This is a genomic window from Streptomyces sp. NPDC091209 (assembly GCF_044757755.1).
GTDB lineage: Bacteria > Actinomycetota > Actinomycetes > Streptomycetales > Streptomycetaceae > Streptomyces.
In genome coordinates, this window is sequence record NZ_JBIVVR010000005.1 from 320,312 (window position 1) to 341,400 (window position 21,089).

At 72.0% G+C, this 21,089-nt stretch carries 11 protein-coding genes; 2 read left to right on the forward strand and 9 right to left on the reverse strand.

What is annotated here, in order from left to right; translation table 11 throughout:
- The first annotated feature begins 62 nt into the window (after positions 1 to 62).
- The gene (locus tag ACIQRL_RS17010; protein ID WP_401332005.1) at positions 63 to 233 is read left to right on the forward strand and encodes a hypothetical protein; all 171 of its coding nucleotides are present in this window, start codon (positions 63 to 65) and stop codon (positions 231 to 233) included.
- A gap of 208 nt (positions 234 to 441) precedes the next feature.
- Positions 442 to 1,761, forward strand: coding sequence for a helix-turn-helix domain-containing protein (locus tag ACIQRL_RS17015; protein WP_401332006.1), 1,320 nt, complete (start codon positions 442 to 444; stop codon positions 1,759 to 1,761).
- Between the two features lie 485 nt (positions 1,762 to 2,246).
- Here ACIQRL_RS17015 and ACIQRL_RS17020 read toward each other — a convergent pair whose 3' ends face one another.
- The 9 genes from ACIQRL_RS17020 to ACIQRL_RS17060 form a co-directional block, all read right to left on the reverse strand.
- Positions 2,247 to 2,444: an MbtH family protein gene (locus ACIQRL_RS17020; RefSeq protein WP_401332007.1), complete on the reverse strand. Its 198-nt coding sequence runs from the start codon at positions 2,442 to 2,444 to the stop codon at positions 2,247 to 2,249.
- A gap of 145 nt (positions 2,445 to 2,589) precedes the next feature.
- Positions 2,590 to 3,672, reverse strand: a complete 1,083-nt coding sequence (locus ACIQRL_RS17025; RefSeq protein WP_401332008.1) for a GntG family PLP-dependent aldolase — start codon at positions 3,670 to 3,672, stop codon at positions 2,590 to 2,592.
- Entirely contained in the window at positions 3,659 to 5,182 is a 1,524-nt protein-coding gene (gene argH, locus ACIQRL_RS17030) for an argininosuccinate lyase (protein WP_401332009.1), read from the reverse strand. Before argH ends, ACIQRL_RS17025 begins: the two co-directional genes overlap by 14 nt.
- Entirely contained in the window at positions 5,179 to 6,411 is a 1,233-nt protein-coding gene (locus ACIQRL_RS17035) for an ATP-grasp domain-containing protein (RefSeq protein ID WP_401332010.1), read from the reverse strand. Before ACIQRL_RS17035 ends, argH begins: the two co-directional genes overlap by 4 nt.
- Positions 6,408 to 7,466, reverse strand: a complete 1,059-nt coding sequence (locus ACIQRL_RS17040) for a pyridoxal-phosphate dependent enzyme (protein ID WP_401332011.1) — start codon at positions 7,464 to 7,466, stop codon at positions 6,408 to 6,410. Before ACIQRL_RS17040 ends, ACIQRL_RS17035 begins: the two co-directional genes overlap by 4 nt.
- Positions 7,441 to 8,448, reverse strand: a complete 1,008-nt coding sequence (locus ACIQRL_RS17045) for a GHMP kinase (protein ID WP_401332012.1) — start codon at positions 8,446 to 8,448, stop codon at positions 7,441 to 7,443. Before ACIQRL_RS17045 ends, ACIQRL_RS17040 begins: the two co-directional genes overlap by 26 nt.
- A gap of 115 nt (positions 8,449 to 8,563) precedes the next feature.
- Entirely contained in the window at positions 8,564 to 12,577 is a 4,014-nt protein-coding gene (locus ACIQRL_RS17050) for an amino acid adenylation domain-containing protein (protein WP_401332013.1), read from the reverse strand.
- Positions 12,574 to 15,894: an amino acid adenylation domain-containing protein gene (locus ACIQRL_RS17055; RefSeq protein WP_401332014.1), complete on the reverse strand. Its 3,321-nt coding sequence runs from the start codon at positions 15,892 to 15,894 to the stop codon at positions 12,574 to 12,576. Before ACIQRL_RS17055 ends, ACIQRL_RS17050 begins: the two co-directional genes overlap by 4 nt.
- Entirely contained in the window at positions 15,891 to 20,918 is a 5,028-nt protein-coding gene (locus ACIQRL_RS17060) for an amino acid adenylation domain-containing protein (RefSeq protein ID WP_401332015.1), read from the reverse strand. The genes ACIQRL_RS17055 and ACIQRL_RS17060 overlap by 4 nt, the downstream gene beginning before the upstream one ends.
- Between the last annotated feature and the right edge of the window lie 171 nt (positions 20,919 to 21,089).

Sequence of the window (21,089 nt, forward strand, 5' to 3'; positions counted from 1 at the left end):
GCCACTCCTAACTTTCCTTCCAGAAGTCCGGCAGCGGGCCGGGGGAGAGACAGGAAGTCATCATGAACAGCACCGTCGCACCGGTCGTGAAGCACGTGAAGGCCCTCGTCGTCATCGCGGCAGTGGCCGCTGTCCTGGGCTCCGCGGCGGCCGAGGCCGCGGTGCACCCGCAGCGGACGGTCACCGTGCAGGCTGACAACAACTCCACGGATGACACGAACCCCTGGAGCTGACGGCGCGCCGGCCGGGGCCGGGCGCCGACGTGGCGGGGCCGTGAGGCCGCCGCGGGCGCCCGGCCGGGCCGCGTCGGCGCACGGCAGACACTCGGCATCCACCGGCGATGCCCAGCAACGACAGCGGGGAACGGCACCGGGAGACCCACTCGGACGGCGTCCCGCCACCGGTTCCACCAGCACTCGGAACGGCCCACCGGAGCGAGTCATGAACGACATCCGAACCCAGCCGGACCTCGGCGCCCTGTTGAGAAGCCACCGCCGGCGCGCCGGACTCACCCAGCGGCATCTCGCGGACCTCACCACCGTGAGCGTGCGCGCCATAGGCAACCTGGAGCAGGGCAAGGTCCTCTCCCCGCGGCTGGACACGATCCGGCTCCTGGCGGACGGACTGCGGCTCGGCCACACCCAGCGCGAGACGCTGCTGGACGCGGCCCGGCGCCGTCCGGGCACCGAAGGCCATCCCGAGGGTGAGGGCCGCGGCCCCACGCCCTGGCTCGTCCGGGGGCCGCTGATCGGCCGAGACACCGAAGTGGCCGCCCTCACCGACCTGCTGGGACAGCCGGGCGGACGGCTGGTGTCCATCGTCGGCATAGGAGGGGTCGGGAAGTCGCACCTGGCCGCCGAGGGCGTGCGCAGGGCTGCTGCCGACGGCACCCGGGTCCTGTGGCAGGCGCGCGGCGAGGAGATCCCCGCCGGTGAACTCGCCGACCGTGCCCCCGAGGAGCGGACCGTGCTGGTGCTGGACGACGCCGAGTTCGCGGACGGAGCCGGCCAGTTGGTCGCGCTGATGCACGCGCACCCCCGGCTGCGGATCCTGCTCACCGTGGGCGGCCCGTGCGGCGTCCCCGGCGAGCAGATCCTGCGCCTCGCCCCGCTGCCGGTGCCCGCATCCGGCGCCGAGACGGACCCGGCGCTGCTGGCCGAGGTGCCGTCCGTACAGCTGCTGTGCAGCCGCATCCGTGCCGGCAACCCCCTGTTTCGGCTGGACGACTCCGACGCCGCGGTCGTCGCCGAACTGTGCCGGCGCCTCGACGGACTGCCCAGGACCCTGGAATTCGCCGGCAGTTGGGCCCTCGTACGCTCCCTGCCGGAGTTGCTGGCCGAGGTGGAGCGAAGCCCGTTCGGCCTGACCGCGCCGCCGATGACCGCTGACACCTCACACGACTTGGTGGTCCGGCTGCGCCGCACCCTGGGCCAGCTCAGCCCGGCCGGTGTGTCCTTCCTCGCCGTCGTTGCCCGCGACCACCTCAGTTGGTCGGTCGCCGAGGCGGCGGCGGTCGTCGGGACGTCCGGGGCCGACGCCGCCGTCATCGTCTTCACTCTGCTGACGTACGGCCTGGTGCGGCGGGAGAGCCTCGGCGGTGACGAACCCCGGTTCTCGGTCCTCAACCACGTCCGCCACCTGTACGCCGAGGCGCGCCGTGAACCCCGGCGCTGGCGCGCGGCGGTGACGCACCGGGTCGGCCCCGAGGACCGCGCCCGGAAGGTGGCGGTCGGCGAGCGCGCCGTGCGGACGACGCCGTAGTCCGGGCCGGCCGTTCGTCCTCGGCGACCTGCCGGCCGGTGCCCTCGGCCGGCGCTTCGAGCTCCGGCAGCGAGGCGAAGAGGCAGCTGCGTCCGGCCGCTCATCCGGCCCCGTTGCCGGTCGGCGGCGAGGTGCTCGGCGTGTTGGGCCCCGTCGAGCAGGTGGAGGTCCATCCCCGTCCCGACGATCCGGTCGCCGGGCCGCGCTCGTGGCTCTCCGACAGGCCGAGGTTCCGGCCCAGCTGCAGGGACGTGTCGCAACGCGCGTTCTCCGGCATGTCGTCGACCGCGGCCGGGAACGTCTCAGTCAGTCCGCGGCGCCGGCACACGCCCAGCGCGTCGGCGCGAACCGGGCGGCCCCCACCCCGGTGTCCACGACCCAGCGGTCCGGTTCGGGCCGGACGTCCGGTCTCGTGCGGAAACCGGCGGCCCCGCGGTAGGGGGTGCCGGCGGACCGAAGCCCGCCGGCACCCCCGGCGCGGGACTCTAGGCGGCAGTGGCGGAGCGCAGGCTCAGCGGGCGCATGTCGGTCCAGGTGCGCTCGATGTGGTCGAGGCAGTCCTCCTTCGGACCGCTGACGCCGACCCCGCGCCAGCCCTGCGGGATGTCGCGGTCGGCAGCCCAGATCGAGTACTGCTCCTCGTCGTTGACGACCACGAGCCACTGCTGGAAGTTCTGCTGCATGACGATTCTCCGATCGTGTGGTGGAGCTGTTTCAGGGATGGGTGTGGAGCGACTGGTGCGGACGGGACGTGGAAAGGATTCGAGGGGGAGTGGGTTCGTAGGGAGGGGAATCGGTCGGTCCGGACAACGTGGTCGGGAACAGGGATCAGGCGGCGGCGGTCTGCGGCAGCAGGATGTTCCGGAAGACCGCGAGGGCGCGGTCGGCGTCGGCGTCGTCCACCCCGGCGTGGGTGACCGCCCGGATCCGGCCGCGGCCCAGTTCGGCGAGGCGTACGCCCTTCTCCCAGGCCTGCTCGATGAACCGGGCCTGCGTCAGGCCGGGGGTGTCGACCCGGAAGAACACCATGTTGGTCTCGACCGGCTCCACCACGACCCCCGGCAGCGCGGCCAGCCCCTCGGCCAGCCGGCGCGCCGTGGCGTGGTCGTCGCCGAGCCGCAGCGTCATCTCCCGCAGCGCGACCAGCCCGGCCGCGGCCAGCACCCCGGCCTGCCGCATGCCGCCGCCCAGCATCTTGCGGATACGGCGCACGGACCGGACGAAGTCGGCGCTGCCGGCGACCATCGAGCCGACCGGCGCGGACAGCCCCTTCGACAGACAGAACTGCACTGAGTCCGCGTATCCGGCGATCACCTTCACGGGGACGCCGAGGACGAGCGCCGCGTTGAAGAGGCGGGCCCCGTCCAGATGGATCGCCACCCCGCGGGCCCGAGCCAGCGCCCGGACCTCGGCCAGGTACTCCAGCGGCAGCACCCGCCCGCCGCAGCGGTTCTGCGGGTTCTCGACGCACAGCAGGGTGGGCAACGCGAACTGCGGGTCCTCGGGGTCCTCCGGGAAGGCGGCTTCGATGTCGGCGAGCGCCATGGTGCCGTCGGCCCGGTTGACCACCGGTTCGACGATCACGCCGCCGCAGTAGGAGGCCCCGCCGGCCTCGTAGACGTAGATGTCGGACTCGGCGCCCGCGAGGGCCTTGGTGCCGCGCGGGCAGTGGGCGAGGAGGGCCGCCAGGTTGCCCATGGTGCCGCTGGGCATGAAGCAGGCGTCCTCCATGCCCAGCAGACGGGCGGCCAGCTCCTCCAGCTCACGGGCGGTGGGGTCCTCGCCGTAGACGTCGTCGCCGAGCGGCGCCTTCGTCATCTCCTCCAGCATCCGGGCCGTCGGCAGGGTGAAGGTGTCGCTGCGCAGTTCGACGACGGGTGGCGCGAACGCGTCGCGGTCAGTGCTCGGCATGGAAGTTCCTCCTCGGGTTCGTGTCCGGCAGCCGGGCGGTGTCCTGGCCCTGGCCATGTACCAGGGCCACCGCGTCCCGCAGGTGCTCGTCGGCGTCGCGCCAGCGGGCGGTCTCCTCGGCCAGCCGGGTGCGGTGGTCCTCCCAGCGCGGGGTGAGCTGTCCGTGGCAGCGCAGGAACGAGGCGGGGCCGGGGCCGCCGCCGTACTCGGCCGCCCGCCACACGGTCTGCGGCCGCAGGTCGGCGGACTCGCCGGCCGTCGTGTGGCCCTGTGCGTCGAGAGCCGCGCCGAGCGAGCCGGCCCGTCCCTCCACGACGGCGAGGGCGGCCTCCCCGACCTGGTGGTGGGCTCGCCGGAACGGCACCCCCTGCCGCACCAGCCACTCCGCGGTGGCGGTCGCGTGTGTCAGCCCCGCGGTCGCCCGGTCCGCCATGGCGCCGGGGACCGGCCGGGCCCCGTCGTAGGCCAGCCGCAGGATCTTCACTGCGTCGATGGTGGCGTCCAGGGCCGGCATCACGTGGGCCATCGCCTCGGTGCCGACCGCGATGGAGTTGGTGAACGGCGTGCCCCGCATAGCGCTCACGGCGGCCGTCAGCCCGCCGAGGGCCGCGGCGGACTTGCCCTGCACATGCTCCAGGACGAACGCGTTGCGCTTCTGCGGCATCATCGAACTCGACCCGACCAGCCCGTCGGGGATCGACACCAGCCCGAACTCGGCGCTCGACCACATCAACAGGTCGAGGGCGGCCCGGTCGAGGGTGACCCCCAGCACCACGGCCGCCGACAGCAGCCGCAGCGCGGTGTCCCGGGTGGCGATGGCGTCGACCGAGTTGCGCACCGGCTCGCCGAAGCCGAGGAGTTCGGCCGTGCGCCGCGGATCGATGGCGACAGTCGTCCCGCCGATCGACCCGGCGCCCAGCGGGCACAGTTCAAGCCCCTCGCCGGCCTGGGCCAGGGCCCGGGCGTCCCGCTCGAAGGTCTGCGCCAGCCCGAGCAGGTAGTGGCCGTAGGTGACCGGCACGGCCGCCTGGAAGTGGGTGTAGGCGGGCATGACCACCTCGCGGTGCTCATGGGCGCGTTCCAGCAGTACCCGGCCCAGCTCGCCCAGTTCCTCCGACAGCCGGCGGTACGGTTCGCGCAGCGCCAGCTGGAGGCAGGTGACGCCGAGGTCGTTGCGGGACCGGCCGGTCTGGAGGACACCGCCGGTCCCGTCGCCGAGCGTCTCGATCAGATGGGCCTCGTAGGCCAGGTAGAGACCGCGCGGGGCGGGTCTGGTCTCCAGGGGCCGGTAGTCGCTCTCGCGCAACTCCGTGATCGCCGCCAGCAGGGTGGAGGCGGTCCGTACGCCGACGATCTGCTGCTCGGCGAGCATGACGACATGCGCGAGGTCGACATGGGTGATCCGGTCGAGTTCGGTCTTCCAGGCGAGCCTTGGCGGGTCGCGCCGCTCCAGGAGCATGCGGCGGATCTCGGGAGAGGCGGCGCTGCGCAGGCGGCCGGAGTCCGTCACGCCGACACCTCCTGACGGGCAGTCAGGGACGGCTTGATGCGGCGCACACCCTCGGCGGCGGCTTCCGCGGCCTCGGCGGCGGAAGCGCCCCGGGCCAGCACATGCCCGATGCGGTCCCGGAAGTCGCCGCCCACGACGATCTCCGCTCCCGGCTCCCGGTAGGTCTCCACATCGACCACGCCGGGAACGGCACAGGCCTGTGCCACCCCTTCGAAGTCGCGCAGCCGGCCGCTGTCCCCGGCCACCACGAACCGGATCGCCGCGCCCAGGGCCACCGTGGCGGCCACCGGGGCCGGTCGGCCGCTGAACGCCGCGACCGTGGCCAGGATCAGGTCTGCCCCGGTCGCCTCCCGCACCAGCCGGGGGATCCAGCCGCCTGCCAGCCGCGGGTTCACCTCGATCAGGACCGGCCCGACGGGGCCGAGGCGCAGTTCCACGTGCGCCGGGCCGAGGGCGATACCCAGGGCTCGTACGGCCGCCTCCGCGGCCTCGGTCACCGCCTCGTACACGGCCGGTGCCAGGGCGGCGGGGAAGTCGTGCCCGGTCTCGACGAACAGGGGCGGTGCCCCGAGGTGCTTGGCGGTGACCCCGGCCACGGTGCCGTCGAGGACCTCCGCCGAGTACTCCGGGCCGCTCACGAACTCCTCGACCGTGACCCGGCGCGGTACCGGCCGGCCGCGCTCGTCGAACCCGCGGGCCAGCAGTGCGCGGGCGTGCCCGGCCGCCTGCACGGGGTCCGCGCACAGCAGCACTCCGAGGCTCCCGCTGCCCGTGACCGGCTTGACGACCACCGGGTAACCGGTCTCCTCGGCCGCGGCCAGGACCTCCTCGACCGTCCCGGCCACCGTGAACCGGGGCACGCGTACCCCGGCCGCGGCAAGCCGGGCCCGCTGCGTGCCCTTGTCGCGGACAGCGGCGAGGTCCTCGGGGGAGTTCGCCGGAAGGCCGAGGGCGGTGGCCGCGGCGGCTGCCGTCTCCACGTAGTAGTCGGAGCTGGTGGCGATGCCCGCGACGCGCCGTCCGACGGCCAGGCGTCGGCAGGCGTCGACCACCGCGGCCACACTGTCGGTGTCGGTACGGATCACCTCGGCGCCGCCCACCGAGGTGTACCGGGACGGGTCGGCGGCCAGCAGCACCGGGTGCAGGCCGAGCGCGCGGGCCGCCGCGGGGAACAGCCGGCCCGTACCGGTGGTGTTGCTCTCGACGAGGACGAACACGTCCTGGGTCATGCGGTCACTCCTTCCATGAGGGCGACGACCTCGTCACGTGTGCGCCGGTGCCAGGAGAAGCGGGACCAACTGCCGGCGGCCTGGGAGGGGTGGTCCAGCGTGCGGGGCGCCCCGGGCGGCGATGTGAGGAAGCCGTTGCGGCGCAGCCACACGGCGTTGTGGACGGTGTTGGTGTAGCGGTGGCCCTCGTCGGGGAAGAGCGCCATCACCCGCAGCTCCGGATGGCGCTCGGCGTACCAGCGCGCCACGTGGTGCGCGGCGCCGCTGGTCGGCCCCATGTACAGGGCGTGCTCGGCGTGCAGCCGCCGGGTCGCGGTGAACGCGGTACCGGCATCCAGCCAGTGGACCTCGTCGAACAGTGTGTGCTCCAGGACGGGCGGCACCAGGCCGTTTCCCAGCCCGCGCAGCTGCCGGGGCCCGGCCGGGGCGCCGAACAGCACACTGCCCGGCGTGTCCACCCCGATCAGCTTCAGCTGCGGGTTCAGCGCCCGCAGGAACGAGCCGATCCCGGACGACGAACCGCCCGAGCCGACCGGGCAGACCAGAGCGTCGAACGTGCCCATGCTCTCCAGCAGCAGTTCGGCGACGGCACCGTACGACACCGGGTTGAGCGGATTGTCGTACTGACCGGGTGTGTAGTAGGAGCCCAGCCGCGCCTGGATGCGGGCCACCCGGTCCAGCCGGGCCTGCTGCACGCCACGCGTGCGCAGTTCGGGACCGGAGACGATGCTCACCCGGGCACCGAGCGCCTCCAGCCGGCGGCGCAGCGGCGGCTCGATCGCCGGGTCCCCGACGAGGGTCAACGGGATGCCCTTGAGCCGGCACACCATCGCGAGCCCGAGCCCGAAGGTTCCGGACGTGGTCTCCACGACGGTGGTGCCCTCGGTGAGTTCACCGGTCTCGATGGCACTGGTGAGGATGAACTGCGCGGGCAGCAGTTTCATCAGATGGAAGGCGGCCCCGTACACGTTGGGTCCGACCTGGATGACCTTGGGCAGGGCGTGACCGTCGACCGCGCTGGTGAAGGCCCTACGACTGGTGTGCGTACGGGACATGAGAGTCGCTCCCGGCTGTGTAGCGCCAATGGTCGGTGATGCGCAGTTCGGCGAGCCGGCGGGCGGCCAGCGCCGTGCGCTGCTCCAGCCCGGGCTGGTGGGGTGCGAAGAGCAGGGCGGCGACCGTGCCGCTGTGGGCCACCTGCACGCCCAGCGCCTCGGTCTCCTCGGCGATCTGCAGCACGCGGTCGAAACGCGGTACCGGCAGGAACCGTTGGTTGATGCGGGCGCTCGCCGTGGCGATCCGGCCGAGTTCCCGGTGATCGCCCCGGGCCACGGCCCGGCGCATCAGGCCGCGCAGCGCGCGGAAGCATTCGATCTCCCAGGCGTTGTACCGTGCCTGCGGCAGCGCCAGGGTGTCGATCTCCTTTTCCGCCGCGGAGAAACCGACCACCGCCAGCGGCGGCACCGGCCGGTGGAAGTCCTCGATCACCAGGCCCTCGCGGTGCGCGAACAGCACCATCCGGTCGAAGTAGATCAAGGGGTCGGTGGCCGCCTCGGCGGCGACCGCGATCCGGGCGATCCGCTCCGGTGAGAGGGTGCGGCCGACCGCGGACAGCACCGCGAAGATCGCCGCGGTCACATCGCTGGTCGACGAGCCCAGGCCGCGGCCGACGGCTACGTCGCTCCGCAGCTCCAGCTCGCCGCCGTAGTCGCTCAGGCCGAGCACCTCCAGTGTGGTGCGGGCGGCGCCGAGGGCCTTCGTCTTCCACGCCGGGGTGACCGTCAGCTCCGGCCGCCATGGGCTCAGCCGCACCACCGCGTTGCTGGCGAACAAGGAGCAGGGAAGCGTCACCAGGCCGCGGCGGAGTACGCCGTCGTCCTCGAACACCCCTTGCAGCAGTTCGCCGTGGTGGCTGGGGGCGGTTCCGGTGCCTATGAGCACGCCGTGCTCCAGGTGCGGGGGCACCAGCTCCGTCTCTGCCTGGCCGTGCGTGTCCTGTGCGGACAGCAGGTCCTGGCTCTGCACGCCGTTCTTCACCTACGCCTCCTCGAACGTACGGGTGTGGGAATGGAGGTATCGCGGGCCGCCCCTTCGGGCGGGCCCGTGGACACGGGGCCGTAGGGGCCCCGCGTCCGGCCGGCGTCGTTGCCCGTCACGTGGCTGCGGACGGGCGCGCGGCGTGCGCCGCGGCCTGGTGGGGGCGGACGATCCCTGCGATCCGCGCGGCCAGTTCACCGACGTGCGGCGGGTGCACCATGTCGTGGTGGTTGCCCGGCACCGGCACGGTGGCGACCGTGCCCCGGGTCAGCGCCCGCCAGGCGTCCGGGTCGACATCGGGGCTCTTGAGGGTCGGGTGGGCCTCGGAGACGGTGATGAGGTGGACATCGGCGTCGAGCACGGTGCCGGGCCGGTACCGCCCGGCGGCCACCCCGTTGGCGCGGGCCACCTCCACCATGCGGCGCACGGCCGTGGACTCGATCCGGTCGGGCAGCCGGCCGTCCTGGTGGGATCGCCGGACCAGGGCCGCGATCAGCGCGTTGTCGTCGAGCGTGCGCATCTGCTGCGACGACAGTCCGGCGTCGGCACCGAAGCGCGAGAGCACGTCCTCGTCGCCGACGAGGTCCGCGGACCCCGGCACCGGCGAGTCCAGCAGCACCAGCGCGGCGACCTTCCGGCCCGCCCGCTCCAGCCGCGCCGCCATCTCGAAGGCCACGACACCGCCGAAAGACCAGCCGCCGAGCAGCACCGGACCCTCGGGCGCCACGTCGGAGACCTCGGCCAGATAGCGCTCGGCGATCTCCTCGACGGTGCGCAGCGGCGCCACGTCGGTGTTGTACCCGACAGCCTCGACGCCGTACAGGTCGACGGAGCCCTCCAGTTCCCTGGCCAGACCCATGTAGGAACTGACGCCGCCGCCGTGCGGGTGGACCAGGAACAGCGGCGAACCGGTGGTCGGCGAAGCCGACGCCAGGGGCACCAGCAGCCGTTCGGAGACGGCTGACATCCCGGGCAGCGCCCCGCACAGCGCCTCGATCGTCGGCGTCCTGAAGAACGTGCTCAGTGGCACGCTCACACCCAGCTCCCGCCGTACCGCCTCGACCAGTTCGAAGGCGCTCAGCGAATTGCCGCCCGCGGCGAAGAAGTCGTCGCGCACGCCCACGGGTGATCGGCCGAGGACCTGCTCGCAGATCGACGTGACCCGCAGCTCCAGCGAGTCCCGGGGCGCGACAGGCTCAGTGCCTCCTTCCGCGGCCGGCTCGGGCAGCCGCTTGCGGTCGACCTTGCCGTTCGGGGTGAGCGGCATCCGTTCCAGGTTCACCAGCGCGGCCGGGACCATGTACTGCGGCAGCCGCTCGCGTAGGAAGCCCCGCAGGCCGGGCTCGTCGGGCTCGTCCCGCCAGGAGACGTAGCCGATGATCCGCCGGGCCAGACCCTCGCCCGAGGTGATCACCGCGGCCCGCGCCACCGCCGGGTACCGCTGGAGAGCCGCCTCGATCTCGCCCAGTTCGATCCGGTGGCCGCGGATCTTGACCTGGGAGTCCTCCCGGCCGATGAACTCCAGCGTGCCGTCGGTTCGCCGACGGGCCAGGTCGCCCGTGCGGTACAGCCGGCCGTCGGCGTCGAACGGGTCGGGCACGAACCGCTCCGCGGTCAGCCCGGGTCGCCCGGCGTAGCCGCGGGTGACGCCCGCGCCGCCGATGACCAGTTCGCCGACGGCCCCGACCGGCACCAGCCGCATCCGGTCGTCCACCAGGTGCACCTGGGTGTTGGCGATCGGCAGCCCTATGGAGACCGGCCCCGCCGCATCGTCCGGGACGATCCGGTGCAGGGTCGAGTAGACGGTGGTCTCGGTCGGCCCGTACAGGTTCCACAGCCGCGACACGCGTGGCGCCAGTTCTCGGGCCAGCTGCGGGGAGAGCGCTTCGCCGCCGGTGACGGCCTGCAGGTCGCCGCCCTGCCAGCCGCCGAGCAGCAGCAGGTGCCAGGTGGCCGGCGTCGCCGCCAGGATCGTGGCGCCGGATTCTGCCAGAGCGCCGGCCAGGGCGGCGCCGTCGGAGGCGGTCTCCCGGTCCACGACGACCATCCGGGCGCCGCTGACCAGCGGCACGAACAGCTCCAGCACCGACGCGTCGAACGCCACGGTGGTCACCGTGCACAGCACGTCGTCACCGGTGAGGCCGAGGGTACGGGCGATGTGCAGGGCGAAGTTCACCAGGCCCCGGTGGGGCACCATCACCCCCTTGGGACGACCGGTCGAACCGGAGGTGTAGATGAGGTACGCCAGGTCGTCCGGCCGCGGCGTCACCGGCTCCGGCGGTTCCCCCGGCGGCAGCGGCGGCGGCGCGCCGATGTCGACGACTCGGACGTCCGCGTCCAGGTCCAGCCCGGCCACCAGCTCCGGACGGCCCAGCAGCAGCCGCGCCCCGCTGTCGGCCAGTACGTACGCCAGCCGGTCCGGTGGATAGTCGGACTCCAGCGGGAGGTAGGCCGCGCCCGACTTGAGGACCGCGAGCAGCGCGACCAGCAGCTCCGGGGACCGCTCGACCATCACGCCCACCGGGGCGTTCGGTCCCGCGCCCTGGGCCCGCAGCACGGACGCCAACTCTGCTGCTCTGCGCACCAGTTGGGCGTAGGTGATCTCCGTGCCGTCCAGACCCCGCACGGCCACCGCCTCCGGGGTGAGCTCGGCCTGCCGGTCCACCAGCTCAGGCACGAGCAGTGGAGATTCCGGTACGGCGGTGTCGTTCCAGCCGTGGAGCAGCAGCCGTTCCTCGCCCGGCGTCAGCAGGTCCAGATCGCCGATCCGGGTCTCGGGGCGCCGCACCGCGTGCGCCAGGATCCGCTGGTAGTGCTCCGCGAACCGGCCCACCGTGTCGGCCTCGAAGAGCTCGGTCGCATAGGAGATCAGCACCTCCATCCGGTGGCCCTGTGTCACCACCGTGACGTCCAGGTCGAAGCGGGCGGTGTCCGCCTCGACCGGCAGCGACCGGGCCGACACCCGGGGCAGTCGCAGCTGCGAGGTCTGCTCCTCGACCAGGTTGAACAGCAACTGGAACAGCGGGTTGCGGCTCAGGTCGCGCTCCGGCCGCAACTCATCGACCAGCACGTCGAACGGCACGCCTTGGTGCTCGTACGCCTCCAGCGTGGTCCCCCGGACCCGGGAGAGAAGTTCGGCGAAGGTCGGGTTGCCCTCCAGGCCGGTGCGCAGCAGGACCGTGTTGACGAAGAACCCGATCAGGCCCTCCGTCTCCTGAAGCGTGCGGCCGGACATCGGCACGCCGATCGTCACGTCCCGGCTCCCGGTGTGCCGGGAGACCAGGGCCGCGAACGCCGAGAACAGCACCATGAACGGCGTCACGCGGTATTTCTGGGCCAGCTCCCGTACCCCGTCGGCGACCTCGGCGTCGATGACATGGGAGATCCGGGCGCCCGTGCCGCCGCGCACCGCGGGCCGCGCCCGGTCGCCGCGCAGCTCCGTCGGGGTCGCCCCGGCCAGGGTCCGCTTCCAGTGCTCCACCTCGGCGACCGCCTCCGGCGTCTCCAGCCGCCGGGCCGCCCAGTCCGCGTAGTCCCCGTACTGGATCGGCAGATCGGGCAGTTCCGGACGGCTGCCGGCGGTCAACGCCGTGTACGCCTCGGACAGTTCCCGCCACAGGATCTGCATCGATGCCGCGTCCACCGCGATGTGGTGCACGACCACGGTGAACAGGTAGCGCTGCTCGGGCAGTTCGGTGAGCCGGGCGCGCAACCACGGGCCGGTGGCGAGGTCGAACCGCCCCTGGATGTCCGCGTTGCTCAGCCGATACGCCTCGTCGTAGGCCGGCCCGACGGTCAGGTACCGCAGATCGGTGCGCTGGAGCCGGATCGCCGACGCCGGTCCGACGCGCAGCCGCGGGCCGCCGGTCGCGTCCTGCACCACCCTGGACCGCAGGACGGTGTGCCGCTCCACGACCAGCCCCAGCGCCGCGTCGAGCGCGTTCGCGTCGAGCAGTCCGGTCAGCTCGAAGACCTGCGCCATGTTGTATTCGACGAGTTCGGGACGGAGGTGTTCGAGCAGCCACACCCGTCGCTGCGCCGCGGAGAGCGGCGCGTCCAGAGCAGGATCCGAGTCGGTCTGCCGCCGCACGGTGTCCACCGCGCGTTCCACGATCGGACTTGTCGTCATCGGGGCGTCCTCCCGTCGGCCGTACCGGACGCGGGCAGGAGGTGTCCGACTGCTTCGGCCATGGTGTGGATGGTGGGGTTGTCGAAGATGAGCGCGAGGGGGATGTCGGGGGAGAGCGCTGTGCGCAGTCGGGAGATGATCCGGGTGGCGAGGAGTGAATGGCCGCCCAGGGCGAAGAAGTTGGCGTGGACGTCGAGATCGGGTTGGTCGAGTACTTCCGTCCAGATGCCGGCGACCAGTTGCTCGGCTGCTCCGCTTGCCCGGGTGCTGGTGTTCTGGGTGGTGGCCTTGGGCTGGGGCAGGGCGCGGTGGTCGGTCTTGCCGTTGGCGTTGACGGGGATGTGGTCCAGCAGGGTGATGCTGGAGGGGATCATGTAGAGGGGGAGTTGGTCGCTGAGGTGGGTGTTGAGGTCGGCGAGGAGGTTGTCTTCGGTGATGTCGTGGTGGGTGGTGATGTAGGCGGCGAGGCGGTGGTCGCCGGGGGTGGGTTCCCATTTGGTGACGACGGCGTCGTGGATGTGGGGGTGGCGGCGGAGGGTGTGTTCGATCTCGGCGGGTTCGATGCGGATGCCGCGGATCTTGACCTGGCTGTCCGCGCGTCCCAGGAATGTCAGCCTGCCGTCCGGGCGCCGTATGCCGCGGTCGCCGGTCCGGTAGAGGCGTCCGCTGTGGGTGAAGGGGTGCGGCACGAAGGCTGCGGCGGTCTTGCGGGCGTCGCCGAGGTAGCCGCGGGCGAGGCCGGCACCGCCCAGGTAGAGCTCGCCGGGGACACCGTCGGGTACCGGGTTGAGGTGCTCGTCGAGCACCAGGACCTGGTTGTTGGCGATCGCTTCACCGAGGGACACGTCACCCGCCCACTCGTCCTCCGTGGCACAGGTGTGGCTGGTGGAGTCGATGGAGACTTCGGTGGCGCCCCATTGGTTGTGGAGGCGGGCTCGGGTGGGGGCGAGGTGTTGGTGGAATTTGGTGACGAGGTCGGGGCGGAGGGCTTCGCCGCTGGAGATGACGTGGCGGAGGTGGGTGAGGGGTTGTCGGGTGGGGGTGATCTCGTCGAGGAAGAGGGTGAGCATGGAGGGGACGAAGTGGAGGGCCACGATGTCGTGGCGGGCGCTCCAGTCGGCGATGGCGCGGGGGTCGCGGTGCAGTCCGGGCGGCAGCATGACGACGGTGGCGCCGGCGATGAGGGGCCAGAGGATCTCGACGGCGGAGTCGTCGAAGCTGAGGACGGTTTTGTGCAGGACGTTCTCGCCGGGGGTGAGAGGGTACTGGGCTTGCATCCACTGGATACGGTTGGTCCAGCCGGTGTGGGTGGAGGCGACGCCCTTGGGGGTGCCGGTGGAGCCGGACGTGTAGTAGACGGAGATCAGGTTGTCCCCGGAGGCGCCGCTGTCGGGCGCGGTCGGTGAGGACTCGGTCAGCGTTCCCGGACCGCAGTCCAGGACCCTGAGAGTGCCGCTCCCACCGGTGATCTCGAGCGCATGGGCGCGCTGGTGGTCCGCGCAGACCACGGGTGCTCCCGCATCTGTCAGGAGCCTCATGGCACGGCCCACCGGAAGGTCGGGGTCCAGTGGCAGGAAGGCGCCCCCCGCCTTCACGATCGCCAGGAGTGTCACCACCATCTCCGCGGACCGGTCCATCCACAGGCCGACCGGGGTGTCCGGGGCGACCCCGGCAGCCTGCAACTGTGCCGCCAGGTGATTGGCGCGGCCTGTCAACTCCGCATAGGACAGGGTGGTTTCGGAGTCTGTGACAGCCGCGGCATTCGGGGCCGCCGCAGCGACGCCGTCCACCAGATCGCCCAGCGAACCCTCCGGGAACACCACGGACTCACCCAGCCCGGCTGCCAGGAGCCGGTCGCGTTCGCCCTCGTCGACCATGCCGACACGGGAGACGGGCCGGGCGGGATCGGCCAGCGCGTTGCGCAGGAAGGTGACGAAGTGCCGCATCAGCCGGCTGATCGTCACGGGCTCGAAGAGGTCGGACTCGTAGTACGCGACACCTGTGAACGTGTCACCGGCCCGGGTGAGGGCCACGGTCAGGTCGAACCGCGACTTGCCGTCGATCAGTTCCACCCGCTCGGTCGCCAGACCGGGCAGCACCAGGTCGTCCGTCTCTTCGTCGCCCAGGGAGAACAGCACCTGGAACAGCGGGTTGCGGCTGGGGTCCCGCTCCGGCTGGAGCTCCTCGAGCAGTGCCTCGAAGGGGAGCTCCTGATGCTCGTAGGAGGCGATGGTGTTCGCCCGGGTCCGGGCCAGCAGCGCCTCGAACGACGGGTCGTCGGCCAACTGGGTGCGGATCAGCAGGGTGTTGACGAAGTAGCCGATCAACCCGTCGAGTTCGGGACGCACCCGGCCGGCGATCGGTGTGCCCAGGGTGACTTCCCGGGTTGCGCAGTGCCGGGCGAGGACCACGCTGAACGCGGCGGTCAACGTCATGAACGCGGTTGCGTTGTGCTCCCGCGAGAAGCGGTTGACGGCCGCCCCCAGCTCGCCGTCGACGGTGAAGGAGAACTGCGCGCCGTTCCCGGTCCGTACGGCCGGCCGGGGCCGGTCCGTGGGCAGTTCGTCGGCGCTCGCTCCCGCCAGCCGCTCCCGCCAGTGGTCCAGTTGGTGCCGCAGCCGCTCCGGCGTCTGGTGGACCCGGCTCCACGCCGCGTAGTCCCCGTACTGGAGGGGCAGCGGTGGAAGTTCCGGCTCCCGGCCGGCCGCCAGAGCCTCGTAGGCCCGGGACAACTCCGACCACAGCACCCGCATCGATGTGCCGTCGATCGCGATGTGATGGATCACCAGCACGAGCAGTGCGTCGTCCTCGGCCAACCGCACCACAGCGACGCGGAAGACCGGACCGGCGGCCAGCGAGAGCGGCTCGCGCATCAGTTCACGCGCCGACTCCAGGCCCGCCGCGTGCCGTTCACCGGCGTTGTCCCCGGCCGCTTCATGGACCAGGACCGGGACCGGCGCGGCCGGCAGCACCCGGGGGACGGGGGCGCCGTCCCGCTCGTCGAAGACCGTCCGCAGCACCTCGTGCCGCCCGGCGACCACCGTGAAGCTCCGGGCCAGCACGTCGACGTCGAGGGCGCCCCGGAGCCTGATCACGGTGGACGTGTTGTAGCCCGGCATCATCTGCTCCAGGAACCACATCCGCTCCTGCGAGTACGACGCCACGGGCGCGCCCGGCTCGGCCGCCGGGATGGCCGTCGTCGCCGCGTCGCCGCGCTGCGCGGCACGGGCACCCTGGAGCAGCGACCTGACCTGGGCCCCCCGCGCCGCCTGCGGATCGGCCTCGGGGCCGGCCTCGGGAATCCGGGTCGTGGTCATGATCGGGTCCTCTCGGCCGTTGCGTCCCCGACGGTGGCCGAAGCCGCGTGCGCGTCCTGCTCGCCTACCGCGTCGAACAGCAGGTTCTCCAGGGCGGTGGCCATGGTGTGGACGGTGGGGTTGTCGAAGATGAGGGCGAGCGGGACGTCGACCGACAGCGCCGAGCGCAGTCGGGAGACGATCCGGGTGGCCAGCAGCGAATGCCCGCCCAGGGCGAAGAAGTTGGCGTGGATGTCCAGCTCGGACCGGTCCAGCACCTCCGCCCAGATGCCGTCGATCAGCTGCTCGGCCTCCGTGGCCGGCCGCACCGCGACCGCGTCCGCCTCGTACCGCGGCTGGGGCAGGGCGCGGTGGTCGGTCTTGCCGTTGGCGTTGACGGGGATGTGGTCCAGCAGGGTGATGCTGGAGGGGATCATGTAGAGGGGGAGTTGGTCGCTGAGGTGGGTGTTGAGGTCGGCGAGGAGGTTGTCTTCGGTGATGTCGTGGTGGGTGGTGATGTAGGCGGCGAGGCGGTGGTCGCCGGGGGTGGGTTCCCATTTGGTGACGACGGCGTCGTGGATGTGGGGGTGGCGGCGGAGGGTGTGTTCGATCTCGGCGGGTTCGATGCGGATGCCGCGGATCTTGACCTGGCTGTCCGCGCGTCCCAGGAATGTCAGCCTGCCGTCCGGGCGCCGTATGCCGCGGTCGCCGGTCCGGTAGAGGCGTCCGCTGTGGGTGAAGGGGTGCGGCACGAAGGCTGCGGCGGTCTTGCGGGCGTCGCCGAGGTAGCCGCGGGCGAGGCCGGCACCGCCCAGGTAGAGCTCGCCGGGGACACCGTCGGGTACCGGGTTGAGGTGCTCGTCGAGCACCAGGACCTGGTTGTTGGCGATCGCTTCACCGAGGGACACGTCACCCGCCCACTCGTCCTCCGTGGCACAGGTGTGGCTGGTGGAGTCGATGGAGACTTCGGTGGCGCCCCATTGGTTGTGGAGGCGGGCTCGGGTGGGGGCGAGGTGTTGGTGGAATTTGGTGACGAGGTCGGGGCGGAGGGCTTCGCCGCTGGAGATGACGTGGCGGAGGTGGGTGAGGGGTTGTCGGGTGGGGGTGATCTCGTCGAGGAAGAGGGTGAGCATGGAGGGGACGAAGTGGAGGGCCACGATGTCGTGGCGGGCGCTCCAGTCGGCGATGGCGCGGGGGTCGCGGTGCAGTCCGGGCGGCAGCATGACGACGGTGGCGCCGGCGATGAGGGGCCAGAGGATCTCGACGGCGGAGTCGTCGAAGCTGAGGACGGTTTTGTGCAGGACGTTCTCGCCGGGGGTGAGAGGGTACTGGGCTTGCATCCACTGGATACGGTTGGTCCAGCCGGTGTGGGTGGAGGCGACGCCCTTGGGGGTGCCGGTGGAGCCGGACGTGTAGTAGACGGAGATCAGGTTGTCCCCGGAAGCGCCGCTGTCGGGCGCGGTGGGTGCTGACTCGGTCAGCGTTCCCGGACCGCAGTCCAGGACCGTGAGAGTGCCGCCCGCGAGCGACTCGGCCCGCTGTCCGTCCGCACAGATCAGGGGCGCTCCCGCATCTGTCAGGAGCGTCACGACACGGCCCACCGGAAGGTCGGGGTCCAGCGGCAGGAACGCACCGCCCGCCTTCACGATCGCCAGCAGGGTCACCACCATCTCCGCGGACCGGTCCATCCACAGGCCGACCGGGGTGTCGGCCCCGACCCCCACCGCCCGCAGCCGTGCGGCCAGGTGGTTGGCGCGTCCCGTCAACTCGGCGTAGGACAGGGTCCCTTCGGAGTCGGTAACGGCCGGCGCCTGCGGGGTGCCCGCGGCCACGGCGTCCACCAGATCGGTCAGCAGCCCGCCGGAGAACTCGACGCGTTCGCCGAGCCCACCGCCGAGCGCCGGAGGCTCGCGGTCCGCCGTGTCCCCGGACACCAGCGCGATCCGGTCCATCGGCCGGTCCGGCTCGGCGACCGCCGACTGCAGCAGGGCGACGTACTGGTCGACCATCCGCCGCATCGTGTCCTCGTCGAACAGGGAGGTGGCGTACTCCCAGATCAACGTGATCCGGTCGCGGTCCGGGTGATCCTCACGGCCCGCGCGCTGCTGGGCCCGTGGTACCACCACGATGTTGAGGTCCATCTTGGACGAACCGTTGTGACGCTCCAGGACGGTGCCCCGCACGCCCCCGAACTCCAGCTCCGGGACGATGGCGTTGTGGAAGCTGAACATCACCTGGAACAGCGGGTTGATCGACGGCACCCGGGGCGGCGCCACGGCCTCCACCAGTCGGTCCAGCGGCACGTCCTGCCAGTCCGAGGTCTCCACCAGCACCTCGTGCACCCGCTGCCGCAGCCCGGCGAAGTCCGGGGAACCCGAGGTGTCCAGCCGCAACGGCAGGGTGTTCACCACCATGCCCAGCATGCGCTCCGTCTCCGCGAGCCGGCGGTTGGCGGCACCCGTGCCCACCACCAGGTCGCTCTGCCCCGAGTAGCGGCTCAGCAGGGCGGCGAAGCCCGACAGCATGGAGGCGAACAGCGTCACCCCCGACCGCTCGCTGGACTCCCTGAGCGCACGGCTCAGTTCGGCCGGCAGCTCCACCCGCAGGGCCGCGCCCTGGAAGGACGGGACGCGCGGCCGCGGCCGGTCCGTCGGCAGGTCGAGGACCAGCGGGGCATCCTTCAAATGCCCCTGCCAATAGTCCAGATGACGGTCCAGCACCTCGTCGCGCATCCACGCGCGCTGCCAGGCGGCGAAGTCGGCGTACTGGATGGGCGGTTCGGGCAGCGGCGACGGCCGGCCGGCCGCCAGCTCCGGGTAGATCGCGCGGATCTCGTCGAGGAGCACGCCGAACGACCAACCGTCGTGCACGAAGTGGTGCTCCACCTGGACGAGGGTGTGGTCGTCGGGCGCGTGCCGGATCAGCAGCCAGCGGGCCAGTGGTGGGTCCGTCAGCTCGAAGGGACGGCGGATCGTATCCCGTACGACCTCCTCGGTACGGCGCTCCCGGTCCTCCTCCGGCACGTCCTGGAGGTCGACCACGGGCACCCGGACCGCCATCGGGGGACGGATCTCCTGCACCGGGGCGCCGTCGACCGTGGAGAACGCCGTACGGAAGATCTCGTGCCGGCGGACCACTTCGGTGATCGTGGCACTCAGGGCCTGCGCGTCGAGCGGTCCGCGCAGCCGTATGGTGGCCTGCGCGTTGTAGGCGAGGTTGCCCGGGGAGAGCTGCTCCAGGAACCAGATCCGCTCCTGCGGGAAGGACAGTGGCAGCGGACGGTCCCGGGGGACGCGGACCACCGGCGGCAGCGGCGGCGCGCTGCGGCCCAGCCGGTCCAGCTCGGCGGCCATCCTGGCCACCGTGCGCTCCTCGTAGATGCTCGATATCGGCAACTCGGTGCCGAACTCCGAACGCACCCGCGCCGCGAGGCGCCCCGCGAGCAACGAGTGACCGCCCAGCAGGAAGAAGTCGTCGTCGACGCCGACACCGTCGATACCGAGGAACTCGGCGGCGATCTCGGCGAGTCGGCGTTCGGTTGCGGTGCGGGCTCGGGTTTCGCTGCTGCCGAGGCCCAGTGATGTGCGGCTGAGGGTGGGCAGCGCGGCTCGGTCGAGTTTTCCGTTGGGCAGCAGGGGGAGTCGATCGACGACGGTGATGGTGGGGACCATGAAGTGTGGGAGGTGTTCGGTGGCGAATTCGCGCAGTGTCAGTGGGCTGGTGTGGGGTGCCGCGACGTAGGCGGTGAGTCGGTTGTCGTCGCCGTGGTGGTCCATGGTGATGGCGACGTCGTGGACGGCGGGATGTTCGCGCAGCACACTGGCGATCTCGTCGGGTTCGATGCGGAAGCCGTTGAGCTTGATCTGTTGGTCGATGCGGCCCAGGAAGTCGAGCTGGCCGTCGGAAGTGGTCCGTACGAGGTCCCCGGTGCGGTAGGCGCGTTGGCCGGGGGTGTGGGGGTCGGGCACGAAGCGGTCGGCGGTCAGGGCCGGGCGGCGGATGTATCCGCGGGCCACGCCGTCGCCGGCGATGACCAGTTCGCCGGGTTGGCCGGGTGCTACCGGGCGCAGTGAGTCGTCGAGGACGTGGAGGCGCACGCCGTCGATGGCGTGGCCGATGCTCGGTTTGCCGGCTCCCTGCCCGGTACGGGACAGCGAGGCCCATACGGTGGTTTCGGTGGGGCCGTAGGCGTTGAACATGGTACGGCCGGGGGCCCATCGGTCGACGAGGTGCTGGGGCAGGGCTTCCCCGGCACAGATGATCGTCTCCAGATGGGGCAGTTCCCGGGGCGGCAGCATCGCGAGGACGCTGGGGGGCAGGGTGATGTGGGTGATGCGGGTGTCGGCGAGGAAGTCGCCGAGGCCGGGCCCGTAGAGGACGTCGCGGCGGGGCGGCAGGACCAGTGTGGCGCCCGAGCACAGGGCCATGGTCAGTTCGAAGACGGATGCGTCGAAGCTCGGTGAGGCGAACTGCAGGACGCGGTGGCCGGGGTGCACGGTGAACGCGGTGCGTTGTGCGGCGGCCAGGTTGGCGAGGCCGTGCTGGGTGAGGGTGACGCCCTTGGGGCGTCCGGTGGAGCCGGAGGTGTAGATCACGTATGCCGCGGAATCCGGGTGCAGCCGGGGCATGGGGAGGTCTTCGGTGGGCGCGGTGTCGGCGGCGGGCTCTGCCAGGGAGATGCCGAGTTCGTGCAGCCACGGGGGTGCGGGCAGGTCGGTGATGACCAGGGTGGTGTGGGAGTCGCGGATCATGTGGGAGAGCCGGGCGGCCGGGTAGGAGGGGTCCAGTGGCAGCCAGGCGGCGCCGGTGCGGGCGACGGCCAGGAGCGAGGTCACGAGGTCGAGGGAGGGTTCCAGAAGCACGCCGACCGTTGTTCCCGGGCCCGCGCCAAGGGAGTGCAGGCGGGCGGCGGTGGCGGTGGCGCGGGCGGTGAGTTCGGCGTAGGTCAGGTGGTGGTCGCCGAGTTCTGCCGCGGGGAGGTCGGGGGTCGCGGCTGCCTGGCGCAGGAAGGTGTCGAGGAAGTGTCCGGGATCTGCTGGTGTCACGGAATTCTCCATGAGGGCGGTGACGGACGGGCGGTGACCTTGGAGCGGGCGATGACCGGGGGCCGGCCGGTGGTCGGCCGGTGGCCGGTCCGTCGTCGCGGTTGCCCTGCTTCGGCGGTTGCGGGCAGACGTGGACGGACGTCCGGGAGGGAGGGGAGGGGGAGGGTGTGT